Source organism: Streptomyces kebangsaanensis (assembly GCF_001906585.1).
GTDB lineage: Bacteria > Actinomycetota > Actinomycetes > Streptomycetales > Streptomycetaceae > Streptomyces > Streptomyces kebangsaanensis.
The window spans coordinates 35,038-60,485 of the sequence record NZ_JUJA01000162.1 but is presented as its reverse complement, the minus strand read 5'-3'; the positions used below and the strand labels follow the sequence as shown (position 1 = coordinate 60,485).

19 protein-coding genes and 2 pseudogenes are annotated in these 25,448 nt (G+C 70.1%); 6 read left to right on the top strand and 15 right to left on the bottom strand.

Going from position 1 to position 25,448, the window contains the following annotated elements:
- Nucleotides 1-66: 66 nt before the first annotated feature.
- Nucleotides 67-1,248: an ROK family transcriptional regulator gene (locus RH94_RS31560; protein WP_073951759.1), complete on the bottom strand. Its 1,182-nt coding sequence runs from the start codon at nucleotides 1,246-1,248 to the stop codon at nucleotides 67-69.
- A gap of 188 nt (nucleotides 1,249-1,436) precedes the next feature.
- Nucleotides 1,437-2,384 (bottom strand): beta-ketoacyl-ACP synthase III, encoded by a 948-nt coding sequence (locus RH94_RS31555; protein ID WP_073951758.1) that lies wholly within the window; start codon nucleotides 2,382-2,384, stop codon nucleotides 1,437-1,439.
- Between the two features lie 180 nt (nucleotides 2,385-2,564).
- On the opposite strand from RH94_RS31555, the gene fdhD reads away from it, so the two are divergent.
- A complete protein-coding gene (gene fdhD, locus RH94_RS31550; protein WP_073951757.1) occupies nucleotides 2,565-3,407 on the top strand; it encodes a formate dehydrogenase accessory sulfurtransferase FdhD in 843 nt (280 codons plus the stop codon).
- Between the two features lie 292 nt (nucleotides 3,408-3,699).
- Here fdhD and RH94_RS31545 read toward each other — a convergent pair whose 3' ends face one another.
- From RH94_RS31545 to RH94_RS31515, 7 genes are read right to left on the bottom strand one after another with little or no spacing between them, the layout of a single operon-like run.
- Nucleotides 3,700-4,572, bottom strand: a complete 873-nt coding sequence (locus RH94_RS31545; protein ID WP_073951756.1) for an urea transporter — start codon at nucleotides 4,570-4,572, stop codon at nucleotides 3,700-3,702.
- A complete protein-coding gene (locus RH94_RS31540; RefSeq protein ID WP_073951755.1) occupies nucleotides 4,569-5,345 on the bottom strand; it encodes an urease accessory protein UreD in 777 nt (258 codons plus the stop codon). The genes RH94_RS31545 and RH94_RS31540 overlap by 4 nt, the downstream gene beginning before the upstream one ends.
- Entirely contained in the window at nucleotides 5,342-6,046 is a 705-nt protein-coding gene (gene ureG / locus RH94_RS31535; protein ID WP_073951754.1) for an urease accessory protein UreG, read from the bottom strand. Before ureG ends, RH94_RS31540 begins: the two co-directional genes overlap by 4 nt.
- Nucleotides 6,036-6,731, bottom strand: a complete 696-nt coding sequence (locus RH94_RS31530) for an urease accessory protein UreF (protein WP_073951753.1) — start codon at nucleotides 6,729-6,731, stop codon at nucleotides 6,036-6,038. Before RH94_RS31530 ends, ureG begins: the two co-directional genes overlap by 11 nt.
- A 2-nt stretch (nucleotides 6,732-6,733) precedes the next feature.
- Nucleotides 6,734-8,473 (bottom strand): urease subunit alpha, encoded by a 1,740-nt coding sequence (locus tag RH94_RS31525; RefSeq protein ID WP_073951752.1) that lies wholly within the window; start codon nucleotides 8,471-8,473, stop codon nucleotides 6,734-6,736.
- The gene (locus tag RH94_RS31520; RefSeq protein WP_073951751.1) at nucleotides 8,470-8,835 is read right to left on the bottom strand and encodes an urease subunit beta; all 366 of its coding nucleotides are present in this window, start codon (nucleotides 8,833-8,835) and stop codon (nucleotides 8,470-8,472) included. The genes RH94_RS31525 and RH94_RS31520 overlap by 4 nt, the downstream gene beginning before the upstream one ends.
- 8 nt (nucleotides 8,836-8,843) lie before the next feature.
- Nucleotides 8,844-9,146: an urease subunit gamma gene (locus RH94_RS31515; protein WP_073951750.1), complete on the bottom strand. Its 303-nt coding sequence runs from the start codon at nucleotides 9,144-9,146 to the stop codon at nucleotides 8,844-8,846.
- Nucleotides 9,147-9,484: 338 nt separating this feature from the next.
- On the opposite strand from RH94_RS31515, the gene RH94_RS46230 reads away from it, so the two are divergent.
- The gene (locus RH94_RS46230) at nucleotides 9,485-9,610 is read left to right on the top strand and encodes a hypothetical protein (RefSeq protein WP_267893412.1); all 126 of its coding nucleotides are present in this window, start codon (nucleotides 9,485-9,487) and stop codon (nucleotides 9,608-9,610) included.
- Between the two features lie 18 nt (nucleotides 9,611-9,628).
- On the opposite strand, the pseudogene RH94_RS31505 reads toward RH94_RS46230, so the two are convergent.
- Together RH94_RS31505 and RH94_RS31500 are read right to left on the bottom strand one after the other, a co-directional pair.
- Nucleotides 9,629-9,757, bottom strand: a pseudogene (locus tag RH94_RS31505) (IS5 family transposase); the annotation flags it as partial.
- A gap of 7 nt (nucleotides 9,758-9,764) precedes the next feature.
- Nucleotides 9,765-10,781 carry a bile acid:sodium symporter family protein gene (locus RH94_RS31500; protein ID WP_073951779.1) on the bottom strand — a complete coding sequence of 339 codons (1,017 nt, stop codon included), beginning with the start codon at nucleotides 10,779-10,781 and terminating at the stop codon, nucleotides 9,765-9,767.
- 298 nt (nucleotides 10,782-11,079) lie between these two features.
- Here RH94_RS31500 and RH94_RS31495 point away from each other — a divergent pair, with 298 nt between their 5' ends.
- Together RH94_RS31495 and RH94_RS31490 are read left to right on the top strand one after the other, a co-directional pair.
- Nucleotides 11,080-12,906 (top strand): AMP-dependent synthetase/ligase, encoded by a 1,827-nt coding sequence (locus RH94_RS31495; RefSeq protein ID WP_073951749.1) that lies wholly within the window; start codon nucleotides 11,080-11,082, stop codon nucleotides 12,904-12,906.
- Nucleotides 12,907-13,005: 99 nt separating this feature from the next.
- Complete coding sequence (locus tag RH94_RS31490; protein ID WP_073951748.1) at nucleotides 13,006-13,842, top strand: aldo/keto reductase; 837 nt, start codon at nucleotides 13,006-13,008, stop codon at nucleotides 13,840-13,842.
- A 67-nt stretch (nucleotides 13,843-13,909) separates the two neighbouring features.
- Here RH94_RS31490 and RH94_RS31485 read toward each other — a convergent pair whose 3' ends face one another.
- The 3 genes from RH94_RS31485 to RH94_RS31475 all read right to left on the bottom strand — a co-directional run bounded on the left by RH94_RS31485 (nucleotide 13,910) and on the right by RH94_RS31475 (nucleotide 18,295).
- Nucleotides 13,910-14,821 carry a class I SAM-dependent methyltransferase gene (locus tag RH94_RS31485; protein ID WP_073951747.1) on the bottom strand — a complete coding sequence of 304 codons (912 nt, stop codon included), beginning with the start codon at nucleotides 14,819-14,821 and terminating at the stop codon, nucleotides 13,910-13,912.
- Between the two features lie 180 nt (nucleotides 14,822-15,001).
- Complete coding sequence (locus RH94_RS31480; protein ID WP_073951746.1) at nucleotides 15,002-16,714, bottom strand: glycoside hydrolase family 6 protein; 1,713 nt, start codon at nucleotides 16,712-16,714, stop codon at nucleotides 15,002-15,004.
- Between the two features lie 90 nt (nucleotides 16,715-16,804).
- Nucleotides 16,805-18,295 carry a cellulase family glycosylhydrolase gene (locus RH94_RS31475; protein ID WP_199881104.1) on the bottom strand — a complete coding sequence of 497 codons (1,491 nt, stop codon included), beginning with the start codon at nucleotides 18,293-18,295 and terminating at the stop codon, nucleotides 16,805-16,807.
- A 297-nt stretch (nucleotides 18,296-18,592) separates the two neighbouring features.
- Here RH94_RS31475 and RH94_RS31470 point away from each other — a divergent pair, with 297 nt between their 5' ends.
- Both RH94_RS31470 and RH94_RS31465 read left to right on the top strand, forming a co-directional pair.
- The gene (locus RH94_RS31470; RefSeq protein WP_073951744.1) at nucleotides 18,593-21,508 is read left to right on the top strand and encodes a glycoside hydrolase family 48 protein; all 2,916 of its coding nucleotides are present in this window, start codon (nucleotides 18,593-18,595) and stop codon (nucleotides 21,506-21,508) included.
- Between the two features lie 337 nt (nucleotides 21,509-21,845).
- Complete coding sequence (locus RH94_RS31465) at nucleotides 21,846-24,536, top strand: cellulose binding domain-containing protein (RefSeq protein WP_234426160.1); 2,691 nt, start codon at nucleotides 21,846-21,848, stop codon at nucleotides 24,534-24,536.
- Nucleotides 24,537-24,604: 68 nt separating this feature from the next.
- Here the strand turns inward: RH94_RS31465 and RH94_RS45100 are convergent.
- Nucleotides 24,605-25,448, bottom strand: a pseudogene (locus tag RH94_RS45100) (rhamnogalacturonan lyase family protein); the annotation flags it as partial.

Genomic DNA, 25,448 nt, shown 5'->3' with positions numbered 1-25,448 from the left:
GGTGCTGTGGTGCGGGGCGTGCCGGTGGTGCCGGACGTGCTGGTGGTGCGGGGTCGTGCGCGCCGGTCAGGCCGGCGAGAACAGGTGGTCGCTGATGAGCCGGGCCGCGCCGATCACGCCGGCTTTCGGGCCCAACTCGCCCAGGACGATGGGGAGGTTGCCGGTCGCCAGCGGGAGCGACTGCCGGTAGACCTGGGTGCGGATGGCGGCGAGGAGGGTGTGGCCGAGGCCGGTGACCCCGCCGCCGATCACCACCAGGCCGGGGTTGAAGAAGGAGACGAGTCCGGCGATGACCTGACCGGTGCGGGTTCCGCCCTGCCGGATCAGGCCGAGCGAGGTGGGGTCGCCCGCGGCGGCAGCGGCGGCGACGTCGACGGCGGTGAGCCGGCCGTTCGCCTCCAGCCGGGTCGCGAGTTCGGGTGACAGACCCTGCTGGGCGGCTTCCAGTGCGTCGCGGGCGAGGGCGGCGCCGCTGAAGTGGGCCTCCAGACAGCCCCGGTTGCCGCAGGCGCACGGGCGTCCGTCGGGCACGGCCTGGATGTGCCCGATGTCGCCCGCGCTGCCCGTCGTACCGCGGTGGACCTCGCCACCGACGACGATGCCGCAGCCGATGCCGGTACCGATCTTGATGCAGAGGAAGTCGCCCACGGAGCGGGCGACGCCCGCGTGCTGCTCCCCCATCGCCATGAGGTTCACGTCGTTGTCGACCATGACCGGGCAGCCGAGTTCCTGGCTGAGCGCCTCCCGCACGGGGAAGCCGTCCCAGCCCGGCATGATCGGGGGCGCCACGGGGACGCCCTCGGGGAAGCGGACGGGGCCGGGGACACCGATGCCGGCGCCGTCGTACCCCTCCGCGAGCCCCGAGGCCCGCAGCTTCGCGGCCATGGCGAGGACCTGCTCGAAGACCGCCACGGGGCCCTCGCGCACGTCCATCGGCTGGTTGAGGTGTCCCAGCACCTCCAGTTCGGCGTTGGTGACGGCGACGTCGACCGAGGTCGCGCCGATGTCCACGCCCAGGAAGCGCAGGCCGGGTGCGAGGCGCACGTTGTGGGAGCGGCGGCCGCCGCGGGAGGCGGCGAGTCCGTCGGCGACGACCAGTCCCGTCTCCAGGAGCCGGTCCACCTCCACGGCCAGCTTCGACCGGGACAGGTCGACCCGGTCACCGAGCTGTGCCCGGGATCTGGGGCCCCCGTCGCGCAGCAGCTTCAGCAGCCGGGCCTGGTGTGCGTTGGCGGGTCGTGCCGTCATCCGTCTCACGAGCCCCTCCCCGCCTCAATCCGGCCTGCTCACGCGGCTTTTCGGCCATCTGGCCGACTTGGTTTCGAGGGGACCGTAGCAGTGACTGCTGGAAGTGGGAAGAAGTTGCGCACGGATTGACCCCCACTTTTTCCAGGGAGAGGACAAAGTGGGGGCGGGGCACGTCGCGGACGCGGGCCTCACGGGCAGCGGACGACCTGCCCGGCGTACGAGAGGTTGCCGCCGAAGCCGAAGAGGAGGACCGGGTCGCCGGTGGTGACGGCGCCCTGTTCGACCAGCTTGGACAGGGCCAGCGGGATGCTCGCGGCCGAGGTGTTGCCGGACTCGCTCACGTCCCGGGCGACCACGGCGTTGACGGCCCCCAGCCTCGCGGCGAGCGGTTCGATGATGCGCAGGTTGGCCTGGTGCAGCACGACCGCGGCGAGCTCCTCGGGCGCGAGGCCGGCCCGCTCGCAGGCCTGCCGGGCCAGCGGCGGCAGTCGCGTGGTGGCCCACCGGTAGACGCTCTGCCCCTCCTGCGCGAACCGCGGGGGCGTGCCCTCGATCCGTACCGCGTGCCCCATCTCCGGCACCGAACCCCACAGCACCGGCCCGATCCCCGGCGCCGCTCCCGGCGGGCAGGCCTCGACCACGGCGGCGCCGGCCCCGTCACCGACGAGCACACAGGTCGTCCGGTCGCTCCAGTCGGTCACGTCGGACATCTTGTCGGCGCCGATGACCAGGGCGCGGGTGGCGGCACCGGCGCGCACGGTGTGGTCGGCGGTGGCCAGGGCGTGGGTGAAACCGGCGCAGACGACGTTGACGTCCATGGCGGCGGGGCTCGGCACGCCGAGCCGGGCCGCCACGCGGGCCGCGGTGTTCGGGGAGCGGTCGATGGCCGTGGAGGTGGCGACCAGGATCAGGTCGATGTCGGCGGGCGTGAGCCCCGCCGCCGCGAGCGCCTTGGCGGCGGCGTGCGCGGCGAGCTCGTCCACCGGCTCGTCCGGCCCGGCGATGTGCCGGGTCCGGATCCCCACCCGGCTCCTGATCCACTCGTCGCTGGTGTCCACCAGACGGGCCACGTCCTCGTTGGTGAGAACCTTGGCGGGCTGGTAGTGACCGACGGCGGCGATGCGTGAGCCGTTCATGACGATCCCCCTCGTTGCTTGCTTGCCATGGGTGGCGGGGTTCACCAGTCTGATCAGTGACTCATGGGTAACCCCGCAGGTGAAGGCACAGGAAACGGGCACCCGGGTTGTCGGCTTCTGTCAGAAGGTCGGATGTCCTCGATAATCTGATCGATCGCAAGATCTCCTGGGGAGAAGTGAATGGGACGAGTCACGGAACGACGCAAGGTGATCCGCATCCGCGACGGGGCCGTCTCGTCCCGCCCGGACACGCTGGTGGCCGAGGAACCGCTGGAGATCCGGCTGAACGGCAAACCGCTCGCGATCACCATGCGCACCCCGGGCGACGACTTCGCGCTGGCGGCCGGGTTCCTGGTGAGCGAGGGGGTTCTGGGCTCGGCGTCCGACGTGCTGAACATCGTGTACTGCGCGGGGGCGACCGCGGAGGGCCGTAACACGTACAACGTGGTGGACGTGAGGACGGCGGCGGACGTCGTGCTGCCGGACATCACCTTGGAGCGCAACGTGTACACGACGTCCTCCTGCGGTCTGTGCGGCAAGGCCAGCCTGGACGCGGTCCGCACCACCGCCCGCTGGCCGATCTCGGACACCCCTCCGGTCCGTGTCGGGCCCGAGCTCCTCGCGAGCCTCCCCGACCGGCTGCGCGCCGCCCAGCGCGTCTTCGACCGCACCGGCGGCCTGCACGCGGCGGCCCTGTTCGACGAGGGCGGCGAGCTGCTGGACATACGGGAGGACGTGGGCCGCCACAACGCCGTCGACAAGCTGATCGGGCGGGCGCTGCGGAGCGGGCGGCTGCCGCTGTCCCGGGCGATCCTGCTGGTGTCCGGGCGGGCCTCCTTCGAGCTGGCGCAGAAGGCCGTCATGGCGGGGATTCCCGTGCTGGCGGCGGTCTCGGCGCCGTCGTCGCTGGCGGTGGACCTGGCGGCGGAGACGGGGTTGACGCTGGTGGGGTTCCTGCGGGGGAACTCCATGAACATCTACGCGGGCGAGGGGCGGGTGGCTTTGCGGGAGGGTGTGGGGTGAGGGTGAGGGTGAGGGGCTGAGCCGGGGGTGCCTGTTGTGGGCATGGCCTTCGACGAGAAACCACAGCACCCCGCCCGCCGGCACAAGCAGGCGGTTGCCCCGTTCCCCGGGTTCGTGCGTCCCCGTCCACAGGCCGATGCGGGTCATGTGCAGGTCGAGGGTCTTCCCACCCGCGGGCCGGGGCGGTCGACGCGGCCGCACCACGTCCGGGAAGGAGCGAAGAGCCGGATTTCCGCGGCGCGCATGCACGCCACCAGCGCCTGCCGGCATCACCGAGCCGGCCTACGCCCGGTTACTTCTCGTGCATCGAGCGAGCACGCCAGAGGTCGGCGCACCACATCGCCAGCACGAAAGGAAACGTGGCCGGAGTGAGTCCGATCGCTTCGATCCCGGCCTGCAACAGCAGCACGGCGGGAACAGCAAGGACGCATGCTCGCCATCCTCTGCCGGTGCTGAGCATCCCCACCGTGACGAGCACGGCGTTGAAGCCGTAGACGCCGGTGGTGATCTCGTTGGGCGGGAACAGCGGAAGTCCCCGCACGATTCCGTACGTCACCAGTGCGGCCGCGAAGGCTCCCACTGCCAGGGTCCACCGTGAGACCGCGAGTCCGGCGAGGACGAACAGGCCCGGCAGCAGACCTGTCACGAGGAAGACCTCGGCCTCGCTGGCGAAAATGCCCAGTCCGAGAAAGCGGTGGGCCGGTGGTGCCGAAGGCCAGTGCCTGGACTCATGCAGGTATTCCAGTAGCCAGTAGGTGAACACGAAGGGCGCGGTGTAGGCCGGTACGCGCAGGAAGTACTGGGCGACGTGCGTGAGCAGCGTGGCTACCACCGCGCCCCCGGCAGCGACGAGTGCGGTGAGCCACAGCGGCCGGAACGAGCCGGCGGCTCCCAGGGCGACCAGGACGGCGTTGAAGCCGTAGAGTCCCTGTCCGATCCGCTCGGCCGGTACCCGCAACAGCGCGGCGGTGGCGATCCCGACCGCGCTTCCGAGCAGTGCGCTCAGCCCGGCTATCTCGCCGGAGATGAACAGCCCCACCAGGAACAGCACACCGGTGAGCGTGTTGTTCTGCAGGTAGACCTGTGCGACTCCACGTGGGAGCCCCCGCAGTGCTTCGAGGCCGAGGGCGTTCCGATGTTCCGGTGGGAGTGTCTTCGTGCTCACCAGTGTTCCCTCACGAGCTCCTTCCCGTCCGGATGCGTCCGAAGGGCTTCGGTCAGCCGGTGCCGCGCGGTCACCGCGTCGGGAGCGAGGGCGGTGGCCGTCGCCCCGCCGGCGGCCAGCGGGGTCAACGACCACCACTCGCCGCTCGTCGGCGCCACCGGGTCGTTCTTCCAGACCACGGATTCGGTGGCCACGACCCGCGCCCCGGCGAGATAGCCGGCACTGGCCTCCAGGCGGGAGTTTCCGAGTTCGAGTGTCTGCCGCACCAGCGGTACCTCCCCGCGCGTGACGTGCGTGGAGGTCCTCAGCAGACCGGGACGCTCATTGCTGCGCCCGAGTACCAGTACCTCGCGGCAGCGCAGGAGCGCATCCTCCGCCAGCTCCGCCCGGAACTCGGCCTCGTGCTCGGCGCGGGCGGTCACCACGGTGTGTTCCGGCAGGTATTCGAGGGTGCCGCCCTCGGCGACCTCGACGTGCACGGTGCTGCGACTGCTGCCCCGGCGGTGTCCGGGCAGCACCAGGGTGGCGGCGACACCGCGCAGCAGCAGGCGCGCGCCCGCTCCGACCCGCACCCGCAGGTCCAGCTCGTCTCCGCCGAGTGGGGCCGTTGCCGAGTTGACCAGGTGCACCACCGCCCGATCCGTCGGTCCCGCGGCGAGTCGGACGGCCCCGCGCCGGGGCATCAGGGTCAGCGGCGAGGCCGAGGACAGCTCCCGGACGACGTTGCGGCCCCGCGAGTCGAGCTCCACGGTCAGGTGCGCGCGGGCCCTCATCGCACCAACTGCGCCCGGACCCAGGCCGTCACCTCGGGCGCTTCGGGGGTGTCGGTCAGCGATTGGGCGATCACCGGAAGCTCGCCGCGCATGCGGTGCGCGTCGGCGGTCATGACCGCCATGTCCGCACCGACCCGCTCGGCCAGGTCGGTCTTGTTGATGACCAACAGGTCGGCCGTGGTCACGCCGGGACCGCCCTTGCGGGGCACTTTGTCGCCTCCGGCGACGTCCACGACGAAGATCTGGGCGTCGGCCAGCCCGCGGCTGAACACTGCCGTCAGGTTGTCGCCGCCGCTTTCGATCAGGATCAGGCGCAGACCGGGGTGGCGCTGCTCCAGGCGTTCGACGGCGTCGAGGTTGGCCGTGATGTCGTCGCGGATCGCGGTGTGCGGGCACGCCCCGGTCTGCACGGCCTCGATCCGGTCCGGGGCGAGGACACCGTTGCGGAGGAGGAAGTCGGCGTCCTCGGTCGTGTAGATGTCGTTGGTGACCACGGCAAGGTCGACATCGGCACCCAGGGAGCGGCACAGGGCGGCGACCAGTGCGGTTTTCCCGCTTCCGACCGGACCGCCCAGCCCGATGCGCAGCGGGCGTCCTACGGTGGACGCAGGGCCGAAGGGGTCTGGTTCCGGCACGGTCGGATCGAAGCCCACCGGGTGCCGGTGGTCGTGGTCGTGCTGGTGGTCGTGGTCAGCTGGCAAAGAGCCGCACCTCGTCTCGATGGTGTCGTTGGTGGGCCTGCGCCAGCAGATCGAGCGCGGGAGCGCCCACCGCGGGTAGAGCGGCCGGGTCGCGCCCGGCCACGGAAGCGGCGTACTCGGTGATGCGTTCGAGATCCGGCCCGAGTGCGGCCACGGCGGCGTTCGCGGCGAAGGGATCGAGCCCCAGCAGCCGCACAGCGGCCGAAGCGGGGCCGCTGATCGACAGGTACGCCGCCACAGCGGCGGCCTCCCGCGGTGTGCCCGCACGCGCGCCCCCGGTCAGGGCGCCGATGACAGCCGGGTGGTGTGGTCTCGTGGACACCGCCAGCAACGCGTCGAGCGCTGCCGAGGGCCAGGCGACACGGCCGGCACGCGCGGTCCCGCGCCCCTGCGCGCGAGACGCCTCTCGCTGCGCGGGGGACGGCGTGCGCGCGTCGATCTCGGAGTCCAGCCGCCGCCAGTGCCGACCGTCGGCTCCCGCGCCGGCCGCGTGAGCGGCGGCGGCGGCGAACACCGCGGCCAGGCAACCCGCGCTCCGCAGCCGTCCGAACAGGAACTCCCGCAGTTCGCCGGGGCCGGTGACCAGACCTCGGTGCACAGCTTCCTCCACCCCGCCCGAGTGCACGTGGCCACCGCCTGGAAAACGAGCGTCGGCAAGGGTCAGCACAGCCAGCGAGCACGACATCGTCAGAACAGGAAGTAGCGTTGCGCCATCGGCAGCTCCGAGACCGGGTCCGGTTCGACGAGTTCCCCGTCGATGCGCACCGCGAAACTGTCCGGGTCCACCCGGATGTCCGGAGTGGCGTCGTTGAGCGGCAGGTCGGCCTTGGTGGTCGAGCGGGTGCTGGTGACACCGACGAGCCTACGGAACAGACGCAGCCGTTCGGGGAGCTCGGCGTCCAGCGCTGTCGGGGAGACGAAGGCCACGCTGCTCGCCGCGGCCGACTTCAGGTGCGACCCGAACACGGGACGCGAGAGCACCGGCTGCGGTGTGGGGATCGAGGCGTTGGCATCGCCCAGCGCGGCCCGCGCGGCGAACCCGCCCTTGAGGACCATGTGGGGCTTGACGCCGAAGAACTTCGGTTCCCACAGCACCAGGTCGGCGATCTTGCCGACTTCGACCGAACCGACTGCGTCCTGGATGCCGTGCGTGATCGCCGGGTTGATCGTGTATTTGGCGATGTACCGGCGGGCGCGCATGTTGTCCGCGTGGTTGTCGCCCGGAAGCGAACCCCGATGCCGTTTCATGACGTGTGCGGTCTGCCAGGTGCGCATGACGACCTCGCCGATGCGCCCCATGGCCTGCCCGTCGGAACTGACCATGGAGATCGCGCCCAGGTCGTGCAGCACGTCCTCGGCAGCGATCGTGGTCGGTCGGATACGGCTTTCGGCGAAGGCCAGATCCTCCGGAATCGACGGCTTCAGGTGATGGCACACCATGAGCATGTCGAGATGCTCGTCGATCGTGTTCACGGTGTGCGGAAGGGTCGGGTTCGTCGAGGACGGAAGGATGTGCGGCTCGGAGACGATCCGGATGATGTCCGGTGCGTGCCCTCCGCCGGCGCCCTCGGCGTGGTACGCGTTGATCGACCGGCCGTTGATGGCCTCCAGGGTGGACTCGAGGAAGCCGGACTCGTTGAGGGTGTCGCTGTGGATCGCGATCTGCACACCGGATTCCTCGGCGATGCGCAGGGCGTTGTCGATCACCGCGGGGGTGCATCCCCAGTCCTCGTGCAGCTTCAGCCCCCCGGCGCCCCCGCGCAGCTGCTCGGCCAGTGCTTCGCTGCGCATGGTGTTGCCCTTGCCGAGCAGCAGGACGTTCACCGGGACGCCGTCGAGGGCCTGCAGCATACGCCCGATGTTCCAGTCGCCCGGTGTCACCGTGGTCGCCCTGGAGCCGTCTGCCGGCCCGGTACCGCCACCGATCAGTGTCGTCGTTCCCGAAGCCAGCGCGACGTCGATCGATCGGGGATCGATGAAGTGAACGTGGCAGTCGATCGCCCCGGCGGTGAGGATCCGGCCGTTCCCCGTGATGATCTCCGTCGACGGACCGATCACCAGCGCCGGATCGATGCCGTCGGCGGCGTTCGGGTTGCCTGCCTTGCCGATGCCGACGATGCGTCCGTCGCGGATGCCGACATCGGCCTTGACCACCCCCCAGTGGTCCAGGATCACGGCGCCGGTGATGACCACGTCCGCCGTGCCCTCGGCGCGGATCGCCATCGACTGCCCCATCGACTCGCGGACCACCTTGCCGCCGCCGAACACGGACTCGTCGCCGGAACCGTGCGGCCCCAGGCAGCGATCCTCGGTGACCTCGATGAACAGGTCGGTGTCGGCCAGGCGCACTCGGTCACCTGTAGTGGGGCCGAACAACTCGACGTAACGTGCACGGTCGATCTGCGGCGTGTTCTCGTCCGAGGTCATCGGTGTCCTTCGCCCTTGCTTCCATAGACGAATTCGGTCGGCTGGTGGTCCCGGCTGTCCAGATCACCGGCCCATTCCAGGCGCAGCCCCCGGATCCTGCGGAGCCCGGCGATGGGGACCAGCATCACCTCCCGCTCGACGCCGGGCTCGAAGCGCACGGCGGTACCGGCCGGAATGTCCAGTCGCTGCCCCCACGCGGCCCGGCGGTCGAACTCCAGCTCGGGATTGGTGGCGGCGAAGTGGTAGTGCGAACCGATCTGCACCGGCCGGTCCGCGTGGTTCACCACGCGGATCCGCGTGCGGACACGTCCGGGGTTCAACGGCACGGCTTCGTCCGCGGGAATGATCTCTCCTGGCAGCACGGGCCCTCCTAGGTGATCGGCGAGTGCACGGTGACCAGCTTGGTTCCATCCGGGAAGGTCGCCTCGACCTGTACGTCGTCGATCATCTCCGGGACACCTTCCATGACTTGCTCGCGTTCGAGAACGTGGCGTCCACTGGACATCAGCTCGGACACGCTGCGCCCGTCACGCGCTCCCTCGACGACGTGCTCGGTGATCAGCGCGATCGCTTCCGGGTAATTCAGCCGCACCCCCCGCTCCAGCCGACTGCGGGCGAGTTGGGCAGCAACGTAGATCAGAAGCTTTTCCTGCTCCTGCGGTGACAGATGCATAACTTCCTTTCTATTACTGCGAGAGATAACCGCAACTTGTGCTCGGCTCTGTCAGTGATCTTGGAGCTTCCCGGTGCGGCAGCATGATCAGGAGGCATGCTCGGGGCTGCTTCGAAGGCCGGTGCGGTTGTCGAGGTGTCCGTCGCCCCTCCGTCCTCGTTCCGGCGAGCAGGTTCCGTCCCTGACCGCGCAGGTCGCGCGGGCGAGCGCTCCGGGAGGTACGACGGCGACGCGGGTGCGGGACCGGCTGGACGGGCTGTGGTGCGCCGAGGACTTCGCCGACCGGTACCCGCGCGATGGGCGCCCCGGTCTTTCACCCGCCCGGTCGGCCACCATCGGTGTGCTGCGGTTCCCTGCTCGACCTGTCGCACCGGCAGGCCGCCGAGGCGGTGTGCTGCCGCATCGACTTCACCTACACCCTGGCCATGGAGCTCGACGCTCTGTGCGTCGAGTACGCACGCTGACGGCAGGCGGCGTCACTGCACTCCGGTGCGGTCCACGTACAGGATCGCGTTCATGATCCCGCGCAGATCGTGCGCGGGCGGGCGCCCGATGTCCAGCGCGTGCCGGCGCCGCTCGGCCCGCCGGGCGCTCAGCACCGGCTCGATCAACGCCCAGTCAGTCGCGGGCGTAGCCCACCTCGACCGGAGTGGCCTCCTGCCGGGCCTCGGGGTCGTGGGAGCGGCGCTTGGCGATCACCGCGCAGACCATGAGCTGCATCTGGTGGAAGAGCATCAGCGGCAGTACGGCGAGGGAGGCCTGGGCGCCGAACAGGACACTGGCCATGGGCAGGCCGGAGGCCAGGGACTTCTTCGAGCCGGCGAACTGGATGGCGACGCGGTCGGCCCGGCCGAAGCCCAGCGCCCGGGTGCCGTACCAGGTCAGGGCCAGCATCACGGCGAGCAGTACGGCCTCCACCCCGAGCAGGGCGCCCAGCCGCGCGGGGCTCACCTGGTGCCAGATGCCGCGGACCATGCCCTCGCTGAACGCGGTGTAGACGACGAGCAGGATCGCGCCGCGGTCGACGAGTCCGAGGACCTTTCTGTGCCGGGCGACGAAACGGCCGATCCAGGGACGCAGCACCTGTCCGGCGGCGAACGGCACGAGCAGCTGCAGCACGATCGTGACCAGTGAGTGCGCGGAGAAGCCGCCGCCGCGGTTGCCCAGGAGCACGGCCGCCAGGAGCGGGGTGAGGACGATGCCGACCAGGGAGGAGAAGGAGCCGGCGCAGATCGCGGCGGGCACGTTGCCGCGGGCGATGGAGGTGAAGGCGATCGACGACTGGATGGTCGACGGGACGAGGGTGAGGAAGAGCAGGCCCTGGTAGAGCGGCTGGGTCAGGACGGCCGGGACCAGGCCGCGGGCGGCCAGGCCCAGCAGGGGGAAGACGACGAAAGTGCAGGCCAGGACCGTGACGTGCAGTCGCCAGTGCTTCAGGCCGTCCAGCGCCTCACGGGTGGACAGGCGGGCGCCGTAGAGGAAGAACAGGAAGGCGATCGCGGCGGTGGAGGCGCCCGAGGCCACGTGGGCGGCCGTGCCGCGGGCGGGCAGGAGCGCGGCGAGGCCCACCGTGCCGATCAGCAGCACTATGTACGGGTCGATCGGCAGCCGGCTCGGCCAGTGCGGGCGTTTCACGGTGCTCCAGTACTTCACTCGCGCGTGTCCGTCGGCGGTACGGGACCGACGGACGGGACCGACGGGGTGTCCCCTCTCCATCGTCCTCCCCACCGGAACGGCCGGGAATCCGCCGTACCACGCGAGTGGTCTTGCGGAACGGCCGAAGGGCCGTCCTCGGGTCGTACAGATTCAGTGGAGATTACGGTACCGAAAGGTACGGAACCGTAAGTTTTCTGTCCGCCCCGCCACACCGTGGGGTAGCTTTCACGGCGCTGTGCGGAGCGTCACGAGGAGAGCGGCACGAGGAGGAGCGGGTTTGCGCGAGTTCACCAGCCCTCCCGTGACGTTGCCACCGCCGGTGGGCGGGCTGGCCGACGTCGTCTTCCAGCACGCCCAGGACGATCCGCTGCACGTCGCGCTCGGCCGCAAGGACGAGCAGGGGAACTGGCGCGACGTGACCTGTGCCGAGTTCCGCGACGAGGTGCTGGCCCTCGCCAAGGGCCTGCTGGCGCAGGGCGTCCGCTTCGGCGACCGGGTCGCGATCATGTCCCGCACCCGCTACGAGTGGACGCTGCTCGACTTCGCGCTGTGGACGATCGGCGCCCAGGTGGTGCCGGTCTATCCGACCTCCTCGGCCGAGCAGTGCTTCTGGATGCTGTACGACGCCGAGGTGTCGGCTGCGGTCGTGGAGCACGAGGACCACGCGATGACGATCGCCACCGTCATCGACCGGCTGCCGCTGCTGCGCCGGCTGTGGCAGCTGGACGCCGGCGCCGTGCGGGAGCTGTACGACGCGGGCGCGCGCATCGACGACGACGTGGTCCGCCGGCACCGGGAGGCGGTCACCCCGGACTCGGTCGCGACGGTGATCTACACCTCCGGCACCACCGGGCGGCCCAAGGGCTGCGTCCTGTCGCACGGCAACTTCATGTACGAGGCGGACACGGTCCTCGATCGCTGGGAGCCGGTGTTCCGCGGCAGGAAGGGCGACGAGGCGGCCACGCTGCTGTTCCTGCCGCTCGCGCACGTCTTCGGGCGGATGGTGGAGGTGGCGGCGGTCCGCGGCAAGGTCCGCTTCGGCCACCAGCCGCAGCTGAACGCCGCCGCCCTGCTGCCCGACCTGCAGGCGTTCGGGCCGACGTTCGTCCTCGCGGTGCCGTACATCTTCGAGAAGGTGTTCGGCGCGGCCCGGCGCAAGGCGGAGGCGGAGGGCAAGGAGGGGCCCTTCGAGAAGGCCGTCGAGGTGGCCGTGCGGTACGCGGAGGCCGTCGAGGCCAAGGCGTGGGGCACCGGACCCGGCCCCTCGGCCGGTCTGCGGATGCAGCACCAGTTCTTCGACAAGCTCGTCTACTCCAAGGTGCGCGCGGCCATGGGCGGCCGCATACGCAACGCCATGTCCGGCGGCTCGGCCATGGACCGGCGGCTCGGACTGTTCTTCGCGGGCGCCGGTGTGCGGATCTACGAGGGCTACGGCCTGACCGAGTCCACCGCGGCCGCCACCGCCAACCCGCCCGGACGCACCCGCTACGGCACCGTCGGGCAGCCCGTACCGGGCGTCACCGTGCACATCGCCGACGACGGCGAGGTCTGGCTGAACGGCGGCAACGTCTTCCGGGGCTACCTCAACGACCCGAAGGCCACCGACGAGACCCTGCACGACGGCTGGCTGGCCACCGGCGACCTCGGCTTCCTCGACGAGGACGGCTATCTGACCATCACCGGGCGCAAGAAGGAGATCCTGGTGACCTCCGGCGGCAAGAGCGTCTCGCCGAGCCTGCTGGAGGAGCGGGTGCGCGACCACCCGCTGGTCTCCCAGTGCGTCGTCGTCGGCAACGACCGCCCCTACGTCGCCGCCCTGGTCACCCTCGACCAGGAGGCCGTCGAGCACTGGCTGCGGATGCGCGGCAAGCCGCGGATGCCGGTGGCGCGGCTGGTGCTCGACGCCGACCTGGAGACGGAGGTGCGGCGCGCGGTGGTCGCCGCCAACACGCTGGTCTCACGGGCCGAGGCCATCCGCACCTTCCGCATCCTCGCCCAGCCGTTCACCGAGGAGCACGGCCTGCTGACCCCGTCCCTGAAGCTCAAGCGCAAGGCCATCGAGAAGGCGTACGCCGACGAGGTGGAGGCGCTGTACCAGGGCTGAGCCGGTGCACCGCGCGGGTCAGGAATGCGGTGCGGGTCTTGATCGTTGACGATGGAGTACCACCTGACGACTTGACCACAACCGAAGGATCAAGATCTCGTGAGCAGCAAGGTCCCCCCGATCATCCTCAACAACGGCGTCGAGATGCCCCAGCTGGGCTTCGGTGTCTGGCAGGTGCCGGACGACGAGGCGGAGCGGGCCGTCGCCACCGCGCTGGAGGCCGGATACCGCAGCATCGACACAGCGGCGCTCTACGGCAACGAGGAGGGCACCGGCAGGGCCGTCGCCGCCTCCGGCATCCCCCGCGAGGAAGTCTTCGTCACCACCAAGCTCTGGAACAGCGACCAGGGGTACGACTCCGCGCTGCGCGCCTTCGACACGTCGCTGGGCAAGCTCGGCCTGGAGTACGTGGACCTGTACCTGATCCACTGGCCGACGCCGGCCAAGGGGAAGTTCGTCGACACCTACCGGGCGTTCGAGAAGCTGCACGCCGAGGGGCGTGTCCGGGCGATCGGCGTCTCCAACTTCCTTCCCGAGCACCTGGAGCGCCTGACCGCCGAGACCTCGGTGGTCCCGGCGGTCAACCAGATCGAACTGCACCCGCACCTGCAGCAGCACGCCGCCCGTGAGTACCACGCGAAGCAGGGCATCGCCACCGAGGCCTGGTCGCCGCTCGGCCAGGGCAAGGGCCTGCTGGAGGTTCCGGCGATCGTCGCGATCGCGCAGAAGCACAACCGCACCCCGGCCCAGATCGTGCTGCGCTGGCACCTGCAGCTGGGCAACATCGTGATCCCGAAGTCGGTGACGCCGTCCCGGATCAAGGAGAACATCGAGGTCTTCGACTTCAGTCTGGACGGCGAGGACCTCGCGGCGATCGGCGCGCTGAACGAGGACCGGCGCATCGGTCCGGACCCGGCGACCTTCGACGTGGCCTGACATCCGGCACCCGCCACCGGCACGCGGCGCACCGCGTGCCGCGCGCCGGTGGCGGGGACCGACGTGCTCAGGAGGTCCGTACGGCCGTGTACACGGTGTACGCCTTCAGCACGAACACGTCCTTGCGGCGGTGCACGCTCGCCTCGTCCTCGGGGTCGAGGAGACGGTCGAGGGTGGCGCGGTCGTCCTCGTCGAGGCCGTCCCCGAGGGATTCGCGCAGCCGGTTCAGGGTGTCGGCGACGTGGGCGCGGGCCCGGTCGGAGACCGGGGCGGGCAGGTCCAGCAGGAAGCTGCGGGTGCGGGTGGGCTTCAGGCCCGCGGCCGTCAGCAGCGCCGGCCAGTCCTCGGTCTCGGCGACCGAACCGGGCAGTTCGGCCCGCATCCGTATGAACCGGTCCTCCTGCACCACGTCGAGGCGGGCCTGGAGGCCCGGGCGGCCGATGCCGATGTCCCGGGGCAGGAAGCGGGCCGGCAGTCCGCCCTCCAGCAGGGCGAGGGTGCCGCCGGGCGCCAGGCGCTCGGCGAACGCGGCGAGAGCGGCCCGCTGGTCGCCCAGGTGGTGCAGACTGTTGCTGGCCCACAGCAGGTCGGCCGGGTAGTCCAACTCGCCGAGCACGTCCGGGAGTTCACCGGTGACCGCAGTGAAGCGGTCGGCGAGGCCCAGGCGGGCGGCCCGGGCGCGGGCCCGCTCCAGGAGCGGCTCGGAGCCGTCCACGGCGACCACCCGGGCGCCCGGGAAGGTCTCGGCGAACAGGCAGGAGACCACCCCGGGTCCGCTGCCGGTGTCGACGATCAGGCCGGGCTCGGTCACCTCCTCCGCCAGCCAGGCCATGGCCCGCTCGTAGAGGGGGGCGAACAGTTCCGCCTGGGACTCCAGGTGCTGAGCCATCGCGGCCCAGTCGATGTCGGTGTCCCCGTGGTGGTGCCGGTGGTGCTGGTGCTCGTCGTGGCCCCGGTGCTCCCGGTGCTCGTGCGCCATGGTCGTCCGCCTCTCCTGTGGTTGCGCCCAGCCTGCGCCGACGCACCACCGAGGGGCCACTCCTGTTGCCGGGGCGGCAAAAACCCGGGGACGCGGTGATCCGCCGGGGGCGTCGGCCCCCGGCGGATCACTGGTTCACGCGGGGTCACCCGAAGGTCACCCCGGCTCGGCGAAGACTCACTACAACGCCGGGTAGGCGTTCTTCATCAGCTCCTGGAACTGGGCGGAGAACCAGTGCCCGGACACCGGAGCGTTCGGCAGCGCGCCCGACATGCTGTTGTTGTTGCGGGGGTTGCCCCCGTACGTCGGGTCGCACATCCGGTCGAAGCCCTTGCCCTCGTCGTTCGGGATCGCCGAGCTGGAACCGTCGGACTCCCCCGGAGGCTTCATCCACACGTACGCGTCGATGCCGGCGGCCGGTGCGGCCTTCGGACGCTCGCCGAGGCCGGCGCCCGCCTGGTTGCACCAGTTGCCCGGGTTGATGCGCCGGTCGTAGCGCCCGCCGTCGACGTACGTGTCCACGCTGGTCTTGGGCCCCGGACCGGCCGGGCGTGCCGATCCGCCCCAGCCGTTCCTGGAGGTGTCGATCAGCATGCCGATGTTCTGGTTGAAGCCGAGCGAGACGAGCTTCTGGCGGAAGGCCTGCGCGAACGACAGCTCGTCGACGTACTGGTTCCAGTCCACCCACTTGGACTGGCGCACCGAGACGCCGTTCACCTGGTCGCCGATCGAGAAGTTGTTCTCCTTCAGGGTGCTGTAGTTGGCCGTGTTGGTGATGAACCCGGCCACGTCGTTGACGGACGCGCCCTCGCTCGTGGCCGCCTGCTTGAACAGCTCGGCCGACGGGCCGAAGTTGTCGTCCCAGCCGATCCAGCCGTGGTGGCCGGCGTCCACGTAGTTGTAGACGTTCGGGATCTTGCCGAGCTTGGCGAGCGCGTAGCCGACACCCTTGATGTAGTTGCCGTTGGCCTTCATCGTGTCGCACTGCGGTGTGGCGGTGGCGCGGCTGCCGGTGTTGGTGACGAGGTTGGGCAGCGAGTCGATCTCGATCGTGGTGACGATCCGCAGCGAGGAGTACTTGGAGTCGCCGAGGATCGCCGCGATCGGGTCGATGAACTGGGTCTTGTACTTGTCGATCTCCGTCGGGCCGAGTTCGCCGTTGGAGGCGAGGGCCGCGCAGTCGCGTCCGGGCAGGTCGTAGATGACGACCTGGATGACCTCCTCGCCGCTGCCCTTCTGCTTCAGGGCCTCGTCGAGGTGGGCGCGCAGGCCCATGCCGCCGTTCACGCCGTTGATCGCGGCGATGCGGTCCATCCAGACGCCGGTGGGCTGGTTGGAGACCCGGCTGCCGCCCGGCTCGGCGGCGGCCTTCTTGGACCACTCGGGGTTCACGTAGACCTTGGCTCCGACGTACGGGTTGTCGACGCGGCTTCCGTTGCCGGGGCCGGGGTCGCCGCCACCGGGGTCACCGCCGCCGCTGTCGACGTTGCAGGTCACACCGTCGAGGGTGAAGGCGGCCGGGGTCGCGTTGGTGCCGCTGTAGGTGCCCTGGAAGCCGAAGTTGACCGAACCGCCCGTGGGAAGGCTGCCGTTGTAGCTCTCGTTGGTCACGGTGACGTTGGCACCGCTCTGGGTGACCTTCGCGTTCCAGGCGCTGGTGACCTTCTGGTTGCCGGCGTAGGACCACTTCAGCGACCAACTGGACTTGGCGGCAGCGTTGTTCTTGATGGTGACGTCGGCGGTGAAGCCGGAGCCCCAGTCGTTGGTCTTGTAGTCGACGGTACAGGGGACGGCGGCGGCACCGGCGCTGGCGGGTCCGGCGCTCAGCGCCGTCCCCGTGACCCCGGCGACCAGGGCCATGGCGGCGAGTATCGATGTTCTGGTACGGCTCATGAGTGCGGATTGCTCCTTCTTCTGAACGGATCTCTTTCTGAACAGGAGTTGCTGAACAGGAGTTGCTGAGCGGGACCTGCCGAGCGGGACCTACTGCGGCAAGGCGCGCAGGTGGTCGCGCAGCCCTACGCCGAACGCCGTGGGCGTACCGTCGTAGGCGGAGATGAGGGACGGCCCGGAGGAGCAGTCCCAGGTGTTCCAGGTCCAGCCGAGGTAGGACAGACCGCGGTCGTCGAACCACTTCATGACCTGGTCGATGAACCCGTGCGAGCAGGTGTTCTCGCCGATCTCCCCGGCCACCAGCGGCACTTGGGCCGCGACCGGGACGAGCGTGGAGTTCCAGCAGCTCGCACTGGAGCAGGTGTTGAAGTTGTAGACGTGGTAGGAGGCGGCGAGATTGCCGGCCGGGTCGCTGGGCCGGTACGTCAGCCACTGGCCGAGGTCGTTGGAGTACGCGAGCCCGCCGGCCAGGATGACGTTCCTGGCGCCGGTCGCGCGGACGGCGTCGACGAGGGACTGCATGCCGGCGACCCGGTAGCCGATGCCCGGGCAGGTGCCGCCGTCGCGCCAGCACTTCCAGGCGTCCGTGATACTGGAGGTCGCCCGGTCCGGGTAGGGCTCGTTGAACAGGTCGAAGACGACGGCCTGGTCGTTCTTGAAGGTGTTCGCGACCGAGGACCAGAACGACGGCGTGTACTGGGCGTCCGGCATCGGCTTCTGGCAGGTGGCGTGCACGTCGGAGCAGCCCGCGGAGTTGCCGGTGTACTGGCCGTAGGTCCAGTGCAGTTCGACCACCGGGGTCATGCCGTGCGCCTCGACACGGGACACCAGGTCCTTGACGGCGCTGATGTAGTTGGCGCCCGCGTACTCGGGTTTGATATGGGAAAGTCCCAGCCAGCACTCCTCGTTGAGCGGGATCCGGACGGCGTTCGCCTTCCAGTCGGCGATCGCCTTGATCGCGGCGTCGTCGACGGGACCGTCCCAGATGCCGTAGCCCTGGACGCACATGAACTCGCCGCCGGAGCGGTTGACTCCGAGCAGTCGGCGGTTCTTCCCGCCGGCGTCGACGAACTTGTTGCCCGAGACGCGCAGGGCGGGTGCCTTGCCGTCACCGGCCGGCGGCGGATCGGTCGGCGGCGGGTCCGTCGGGGGTGTGGACGGGTCCGAGCCGGCGTTGCACGTGGTGCCGTTGAGCTTGAACGCCGTCGGCAGGGGGTTGCTCCCCGACCAGGAGGCGAGGAACCCGGCGCTGACGCTCGCGCCGGTGCCGAGCGAGCCGTTGTAGCTCTCGCCGGCGGCGGTCACCGTCCTGCCGGACTGGGACCACTTGGCGTTCCAGCCCTGGGTGACCTTCTGGCCGCCGGTGAGGTCGAAGGTCAGGCTCCAGCTGCTCAGCGGAGCCTGGTTGTTGGTTATCCTCACGTCGCCCTGGAAGCCGGCGTCCCACTGGTTGGTGACCGTGTACTCCACCGTGCACGCGGGTGCCGCTCCGTGCGCCGTGACCGCCGGTACGACCACGCTCCCGAGGAGCGCGACCGCACCGGCGACAGCTAAAAGACCTGAACGCGGGGGGTGTCGCATGAGCGAGTCCTTGCAGCTCTGGCGCACCGGGACAGGCGCGTCGACTGATGGAATCGCTCCCACTGGTGCGAGTGAAGGTAGCGGCAAGTGACGGCGAAGGACAGAGGGGGTGCGGACTTTCATCAAACTTCCTCAACTCAACAGTCGGGAAAGTGGATTGATGAGAGTCGAATCTTTTCGACTCTTCAAGGACCTTGACCCCCTCGACTCCCGTACGCACTATGGGAGCGCTCCCACTGGTTCATGGCTTGTCGCTCCTCCCCCACCTCTCCCGAGCCGCAAGGAGGAACCAGCACCATGCATCCCCAACGCAGACGCCGTGCTGTGCGGCGCTTGTGGACCGCCGCCGTGGCGGCCCTCACGCTTCCCCTCGCCATGCTGTCCACGGGTGCGACCACCGCGCACGCGGCGCCCCTTCAGTGCAGCGTGGACTACAAGACCAACGACTGGGGCTCCGGCTTCACCGCCGACCTCACGATCACCAACCGCGGCACGGACGCCATCAACGGCTGGACGCTGACGTACGCCTACTCGGGCAACCAGAAGCTCTCCAACGGCTGGAACGGCGTCTGGTCGCAGTCCGGTCAGACGATCACCGTGAAGAACGAGTCGTACAACGGGACGATCGCCGCCGGGACCGCGGTGAACACCGGTGCCCAGTTCGGCTACAGCGGCACCAACGCGGCCCCGACGAGCTTCACGGTCAACGGCACCACCTGCGCCGGCGCGCACCAGCCGCCGGTGACGGTGCTGACCAGCCCGGCCCCGGGCGCGGTCTACACCCAGGGCACCGCGGTACCCCTCGCGGCGACCGCCGCGGCGGCCGACAACGCGACCATCACCAAGGTCGAGTTCTACGACGACACGAAGCTGCTGGGCACGGACACGAGCGCGCCGTACACGCTCTCGGCCTCCGGCTTGACCGTGGGCAGTCATTCCCTGGTGGCGAAGGCCTATGACAGCCTCGGCGCCTCCGCGGAGTCCACGCCGGTCGGCATCACGGTCGCCTCGGGTCCCGCCGTGGTCGTCTCGCCGACCCAACTGGGCATCCAGCAGGGCAAGACGGGCACCTTCGACGTGAAGCTGTCGAGCCAGCCGAGCGCGAACGTGACGGTGAGCGTCGCCCGCACGTCCGGCAACACGGGCCTGTCGGTGACCGGCGGCTCCTCGCTCACCTTCACGCCGTCCAACTGGAACACCGCGCAGAAGGTGACCATCACCGCGAACTCCTCCGGCACCGGCTCGGCGGTCTTCACGGCCTCGGCGACCGGCTACACCAACGCCACGGTCACCGTGACGCAGCTGGCGGCCTCCAAGGCGTACGACGCCCGCTTCCTGGACCTCTACGGGAAGATCACCAACCCGGCGAACGGCTACTTCTCCCCCGAGGGCGTCCCCTACCACTCGGTGGAGACCCTGATCGTGGAGGCGCCCGACCACGGTCACGAGACCACGTCGGAGGCCTACAGCTACCTGCTCTGGCTGCAGGCCATGTACGGCAAGGTGACGGGCGACTGGTCGAAGTTCAACGGCGCCTGGTCGATCATGGAGAAGTACATGATCCCCACCCACGCCGACCAGTCGACCAACTCCTTCTACACCGCCTCCAAGCCGGCCACGTACGCGCCCGAGATGGACACGCCCAACCAGTACCCGGCCAGGCTCGACACCGGGGTGTCGGTGGGCCCGGACCCGATCGCGGGTGAGCTGAAGTCCGCGTACGGCACGGACGACATCTACGGCATGCACTGGATCGAGGACGTCGACAACGTCTACGGCTACGGCAACGCGCCCGGCAAGTGCGAGGCCGGACCCACGACCACCGGACCGTCGTACATCAACACCTTCCAGCGCGGCCCCGAGGAGTCGGTCTGGGAGACGGTGCCGCAGCCGACCTGCGACGCCTTCAAGTACGGCGGCAAGAACGGCTACCTGGACCTGTTCACCGGGGACGACTCCTACGCCAAGCAGTGGAAGTTCACCAACGCCCCGGACGCCGACGCGCGTGCGGTGCAGGCCGCGTACTGGGCCGATGTGTGGGCCAAGGCGCAAGGCAAGGGATCCGACGTGTCGGCCACCGTCGCCAAGGCGGCGAAGATGGGCGACTACCTGCGGTACGCGATGTTCGACAAGTACTTCAAGAAGATCGGCAACTGTGTCGGGGCCTCCTCCTGCCCGGCCGGCACCGGCAAGGACGCCTCGCACTACCTGCTGTCCTGGTACTACGCCTGGGGCGGTGCGACGGACTCCTCGGCGGGCTGGGCCTGGCGCATCGGCTCCAGCCACGCCCACGGCGGCTACCAGAACCCCCTGGCCGCGTACGCGCTGAGCAGCTACGCCGACCTGAAGCCCAAGTCGGCGACCGGCGCGGCCGACTGGAGCAAGTCGCTCCAGCGCCAGCTGGAGTTCTACCGGTGGCTGCAGTCCTCCGAGGGCGGCATCGCGGGCGGCGCGACCAACAGCTGGCAGGGCCGGTACGCCACCCCGCCGGCCGGCACGTCGACCTTCTACGGCATGTACTACGACTGGCAGCCGGTCTACCACGACCCGCCGTCCAACCAGTGGTTCGGCTTCCAGGCCTGGTCGATGGAGCGGGTCGCCGAGTACTACCAGCAGACGGGGAACACCACGGCCAAGGCAGTGCTCGACAAGTGGGTCAAGTGGGCGCTGTCCAAGACCACCGTCAACCCCGACGGCACCTTCCGGATCCCCTCCACCCTCCAGTGGTCGGGCCAGCCCGACACCTGGAACGCCTCCTCCCCCGGTGCCAACAACAACCTGCACGTCACCGTCGCCGACTACACCAACGACGTCGGCGTGGCCGCCGCGTACGCCAAGACCCTGACGTACTACGCCGCCCGGTCCGGTGACGCCCAGGCCAAGTCGACGGCGAAGGCGCTGCTGGACGGCATGTGGAGCAACTACCAGGACAGCCTGGGCATCGCCGTCCCGGAGACCCGCACCGACTACAGCCGCTTCAACGACAAGGTGTACGTGCCGAGCGGCTGGACCGGCACCATGCCGAACGGCGACAGGATCGACTCCTCGTCGACGTTCAGCTCGATCAGGTCCTTCTACAAGAACGACCCGGCCTGGTCGAAGGTCGAGTCCTACCTCAAGGGCGGCGCGGCCCCCAGTTTCACGTACCACCGGTTCTGGGCCCAGGCCGACATCGCCCTCGCCATGGGTTCGTACGCGGAGCTCCTCGAATAGTCCCCGCCGGGTCCTGTCGCCGGACTGGCGGCGTCCGCCCGAAGGGCGGGCCGGGCGGCGTCTGGTGCGTGCGATCGCAAGGCGCCGGAAGGTCCTCGGTGGGGGTGCCCCCTGCTCGTCAAGAGCTTGGGGGAGGAGCTACTAGGGCCTTCCGGCAACGCAGCGAGCGTGCGGGCCAGGCGTCGCCCGGCAGACGGCAGTCCGGCGACAGGACCCGAGCTCCGTGTGCACGGTCCCGTCATCGGGCGACGGGGCCCCTGACCGGGCGGTTCCCCTCACGGGGCCGCCCGGTCGTCACATGCCTCTTCCTCCTGTCTCCTCCGAGAGGAGCCCCACCGTGCGAAGAACTCCCCGCAGGGGCCGCGTTCTCACGGCCGTGCTGGCGCTCGCCGCCGGACTGCTGGCCGGCGCCCCGTCCGCGCTGGCCACGCCCGCCGCACCCGTCGCGGTCGCGGCGGACACGTACACCTGGAAGAACGCCCGTATCGACGGGGGCGGCTTCGTCCCCGGCATCGTCTTCAACCGCAGCGAGAAGAACCTGGTCTACGCCCGCACCGACATCGGCGGCGCCTACCGGTGGCAGCAGTCGACGAAGACCTGGGCCCCGCTGCTGGACTCGGTCGGCTGGGACAACTGGGGGCACACCGGTGTCGTCTCCCTCGCCTCCGACTCCGCCGCCCCGAACAAGGTGTACGCGGCCGTCGGCACGTACACCAACAGCTGGGACCCGGGCAACGGCGCCGTGCTGAGGTCCGCCGACCGCGGCGCGACCTGGCAGAGGACCGACCTGCCGTTCAAGCTCGGCGGCAACATGCCCGGGCGCGGGATGGGCGAGCGGCTGGCGGTCGACCCGAACCGGAACAGCGTCCTGTACCTGGGCGCGCCCAGCGGCAAGGGCCTGTGGCGGTCGACGGACTCGGGAGTGACCTGGTCGCGGGTGACCAGCTTCCCGAACGCCGGCAACTACGTGCAGGACCCGGGCGACACGTCCGGCTACGCCAGTGACAACCAGGGCGTCGTCTGGGTCACCTTCGACGAGTCCACGGCCACGTCGGGCAACGCGACGAAGACGATCTACGTCGGGGTCGCCGACAAGGCCAACGCGGTCTACCGCTCGACGGACGCGGGCGCGACCTGGCAGCGGCTGTCCGGTCAGCCGACCGGGTACCTGGCCCACAAGGGCGTGCTGGACGCGAAGAACGGCTACCTGTACCTCGCCTACAGCGACAAGGGCGGACCGTACGACGGCGGCAAGGGCCAGTTGTGGCGGTACGCGACCGCGGCCGGCACCTGGACGAACATCAGCCCGGTCGCGGAGGCCGACACCTACTACGGCTTCAGCGGCCTGACCGTCGACCGGCAGAAACCGGGCACGGTGATGGCGACGGCCTACAGCTCCTGGTGGCCGGACACCCAGATCTTCCGCTCCACCAACAGCGGCGCGAGCTGGACGCAGGCCTGGGACTACACCTCGTACCCGAACCGCTCCAACCGCTACACGATGGACGTGTCGTCCACGCCGTGGCTGACCTTCGGCGCGAACCCCTCGCCGCCCGAACAGACCCCGAAACTGGGCTGGATGACGGAGGCGCTGGAGATCGACCCGTTCGACTCCGACCGGATGATGTACGGCACGGGCGCGACGATCTACGGCACCGAGAACCTCACCAGGTGGGACGGCGGCGGCCAGTTCGCCGTGAAGCCGATGGTGCAGGGCCTGGAGGAGACCGCGGTGAACGACCTGGCCTCCCCGCCCTCCGGTGCTCCGCTGCTCAGCGCCCTGGGGGACATCGGCGGCTTCCGGCACACGGATCTGACGAAGGTCCCGTCGATGATGTTCACCTCCCCCAACTTCACCACGACCACCAGCCTGGACTTCGCCGAGTCGAACCCGAACACGGTGGTCCGGGTGGGCGACCTGGACTCGGGACCGCACATCGCCTTCTCGACCGACAACGGCGCCAACTGGTTCGCCGGCACGGACCCCTCGGGGGTGAGCGGCGGCGGCACGGTCGCGGCCGGGGCGGACGGCAGCCGGTTCGTGTGGAGCCCGGCGGGGACGGGTGTGCGGTACACGACGGGGTTCGGCTCGTCGTGGTCGGCGTCGGCCGGGATCCCGGCGGGTGCGGTCGTGGAGTCCGACCGGGTGGACCCGAAGACCTTCTACGGCTTCAAGTCGGGCAGATTCTACGTCAGTTCGGACGGCGGTGCGACCTTCACGGCGTCGTCGGCCTCCGGTCTGCCGAGCGGTGACAGCGTGCGCTTCAAGGCGCTGCCGGGCGGCAAGGGCGACATCTGGCTGGCGGGCGGCGCGAGCGACGGCGCCTACGGGCTGTGGCACTCCACGAACGGCGGCACGAGCTTCACCAGGCTGACGAACGTGGAGCAGGCCGACACCGTCGGCTTCGGCAAGGCGGCGAGCGGCGCCTCGTACCAGACGCTCTACACGAGCGCGAAGATCGGCGGGGTGCGGGGCATCTTCCGCTCGACCGACAAGGGCACGAGCTGGACCCGCATCAACGACGACGCCCATCAGTGGGGTTGGACGGGCGCGGCGATCACGGGCGACCCGCGGGTCTACGGCCGGGTGTACGTGGCGACCAACGGGCGGGGCGTGATCTACGGCGACACCTCCGACACCAGTGGCGGAGGCGGGAACCCGGGCGGCGGCGACCCGGGCGGCGGGGACCCGGGGGACGGAGGCACGGGCGCCTGCGCGGTGACGTACAAGGTCACCAACCAGTGGGGCGACGGCTTCCAGGCCGAGGTGCAGCTGACCAACACCGGCTCCACGGCCTGGAACGGCTGGTCGCTCACCTGGTCCTTCCCGAACGGGCAGAGGATCACCCAGCTGTGGAACGCCGAGTACACCCAGTCGGGCGCCGCGGTGACGGCGAAGAACACCGGTTGGAACGCCAACGTGGCCGCGGGCTCGTCGGCCGGCTTCGGCTTCACGGGAAGCTGGTCGGGGACGAACGGCGCACCGGCGGCCTTCAAGGTCGGTGACCAGACCTGCAAGGCCGGCTGAACCGAAGAGGGGCGCGTGCCGAAGCACTCGGCACGCGCCCCTCGTCCGTTCGCCCGTCGTTCGCCCGGCTACGGCGTGTGGACCGTGGGCCGCGGTACCGCGGCCATCCCGGAGCCGATGAAGAAACTCGGGTGCGGGGGCTGGTTGTAGGCGGTGTTCTGCCAGGCCAGGGCCGTGCGGTACTGGGTGTCGTGGAGCAGGGTGGTGATCCTCGTGGTCGTCTCGTACGGAGTGGAGTAGATCCGCAGGGCCGTGTTGTTGCTGGTCGGCCAGACGACCTCCTCCCGCCAGTCGCCGAGGATGTCCCCGGACAGGGACGGGGTCGACTTGGTGCCGTTGTTGGCGTGGACGCCGGAGGCCGTCAGCAGGCGGGTGTCGCCCGAGGTGCCGTACTTGTCGATGTGGGTGCCGTCGAGGAGTTCACGGACGGGGTCGCCGTCCCACCAGGCCAGGAAGTTGGTGCTGGAGGGCTTGCGGCTCGCGACCACCGTGCCCTTGGGGTCGCGGATGCCGCTCTCGGCCGACGACCAGGACTCGGCGCCCGGACTGCCGGCCCAGATGTCGCCGGAGACACCACGGCCGTTGTCGCCGCCCGGCGCCGTGGACCAGAGGATCTGGCCGGTGCGGGCGTCGGCCATCCAGGACGAGGGCTTGGAGCCGTCCTCGTCGACCTTGAACTCCTCCAGGCCGGGCCGGGACGGGTCCAGGTCGCCGACGTGCAGGGCGTCGCCGTGGCCGTTCTTCGTCGTCCACAGGGCGTTGCCGTTGTCGTCGACGGCCATCGCGCCGTAGACGATCTCGTCCCTGCCGTCGCCGTCGACGTCGGCGACCGACAGCTGGTGGTTGCCCTGGCCGTCGTAGCCCTTGCCGCTGTTGGTGGAGGAGTTGGTGTCGAAGGTCCAGCGGCGGGTG

Coding starts and splice junctions, on each gene's coding strand:
- RH94_RS31560 (WP_073951759.1), bottom strand. CDS start 1,248: ATGACGGCACGACCCGCCAACGCACACCAGGCCCGGCTGCTGAAGCTG.
- RH94_RS31555 (WP_073951758.1), bottom strand. CDS start 2,384: ATGAACGGCTCACGCATCGCCGCCGTCGGTCACTACCAGCCCGCCAAG.
- fdhD (WP_073951757.1), top strand. CDS start 2,565: ATGGGACGAGTCACGGAACGACGCAAGGTGATCCGCATCCGCGACGGG.
- RH94_RS31540 (WP_073951755.1), bottom strand. CDS start 5,345: ATGAGGGCCCGCGCGCACCTGACCGTGGAGCTCGACTCGCGGGGCCGC.
- RH94_RS31530 (WP_073951753.1), bottom strand. CDS start 6,731: ATGTCGTGCTCGCTGGCTGTGCTGACCCTTGCCGACGCTCGTTTTCCA.
- RH94_RS31525 (WP_073951752.1), bottom strand. CDS start 8,473: ATGACCTCGGACGAGAACACGCCGCAGATCGACCGTGCACGTTACGTC.
- RH94_RS31515 (WP_073951750.1), bottom strand. CDS start 9,146: ATGCATCTGTCACCGCAGGAGCAGGAAAAGCTTCTGATCTACGTTGCT.
- RH94_RS31485 (WP_073951747.1), bottom strand. CDS start 14,821: ATGGCGCACGAGCACCGGGAGCACCGGGGCCACGACGAGCACCAGCAC.
- RH94_RS31480 (WP_073951746.1), bottom strand. CDS start 16,714: ATGAGCCGTACCAGAACATCGATACTCGCCGCCATGGCCCTGGTCGCC.
- RH94_RS31475 (WP_199881104.1), bottom strand. CDS start 18,295: ATGCGACACCCCCCGCGTTCAGGTCTTTTAGCTGTCGCCGGTGCGGTC.
- RH94_RS31470 (WP_073951744.1), top strand. CDS start 18,593: ATGCATCCCCAACGCAGACGCCGTGCTGTGCGGCGCTTGTGGACCGCC.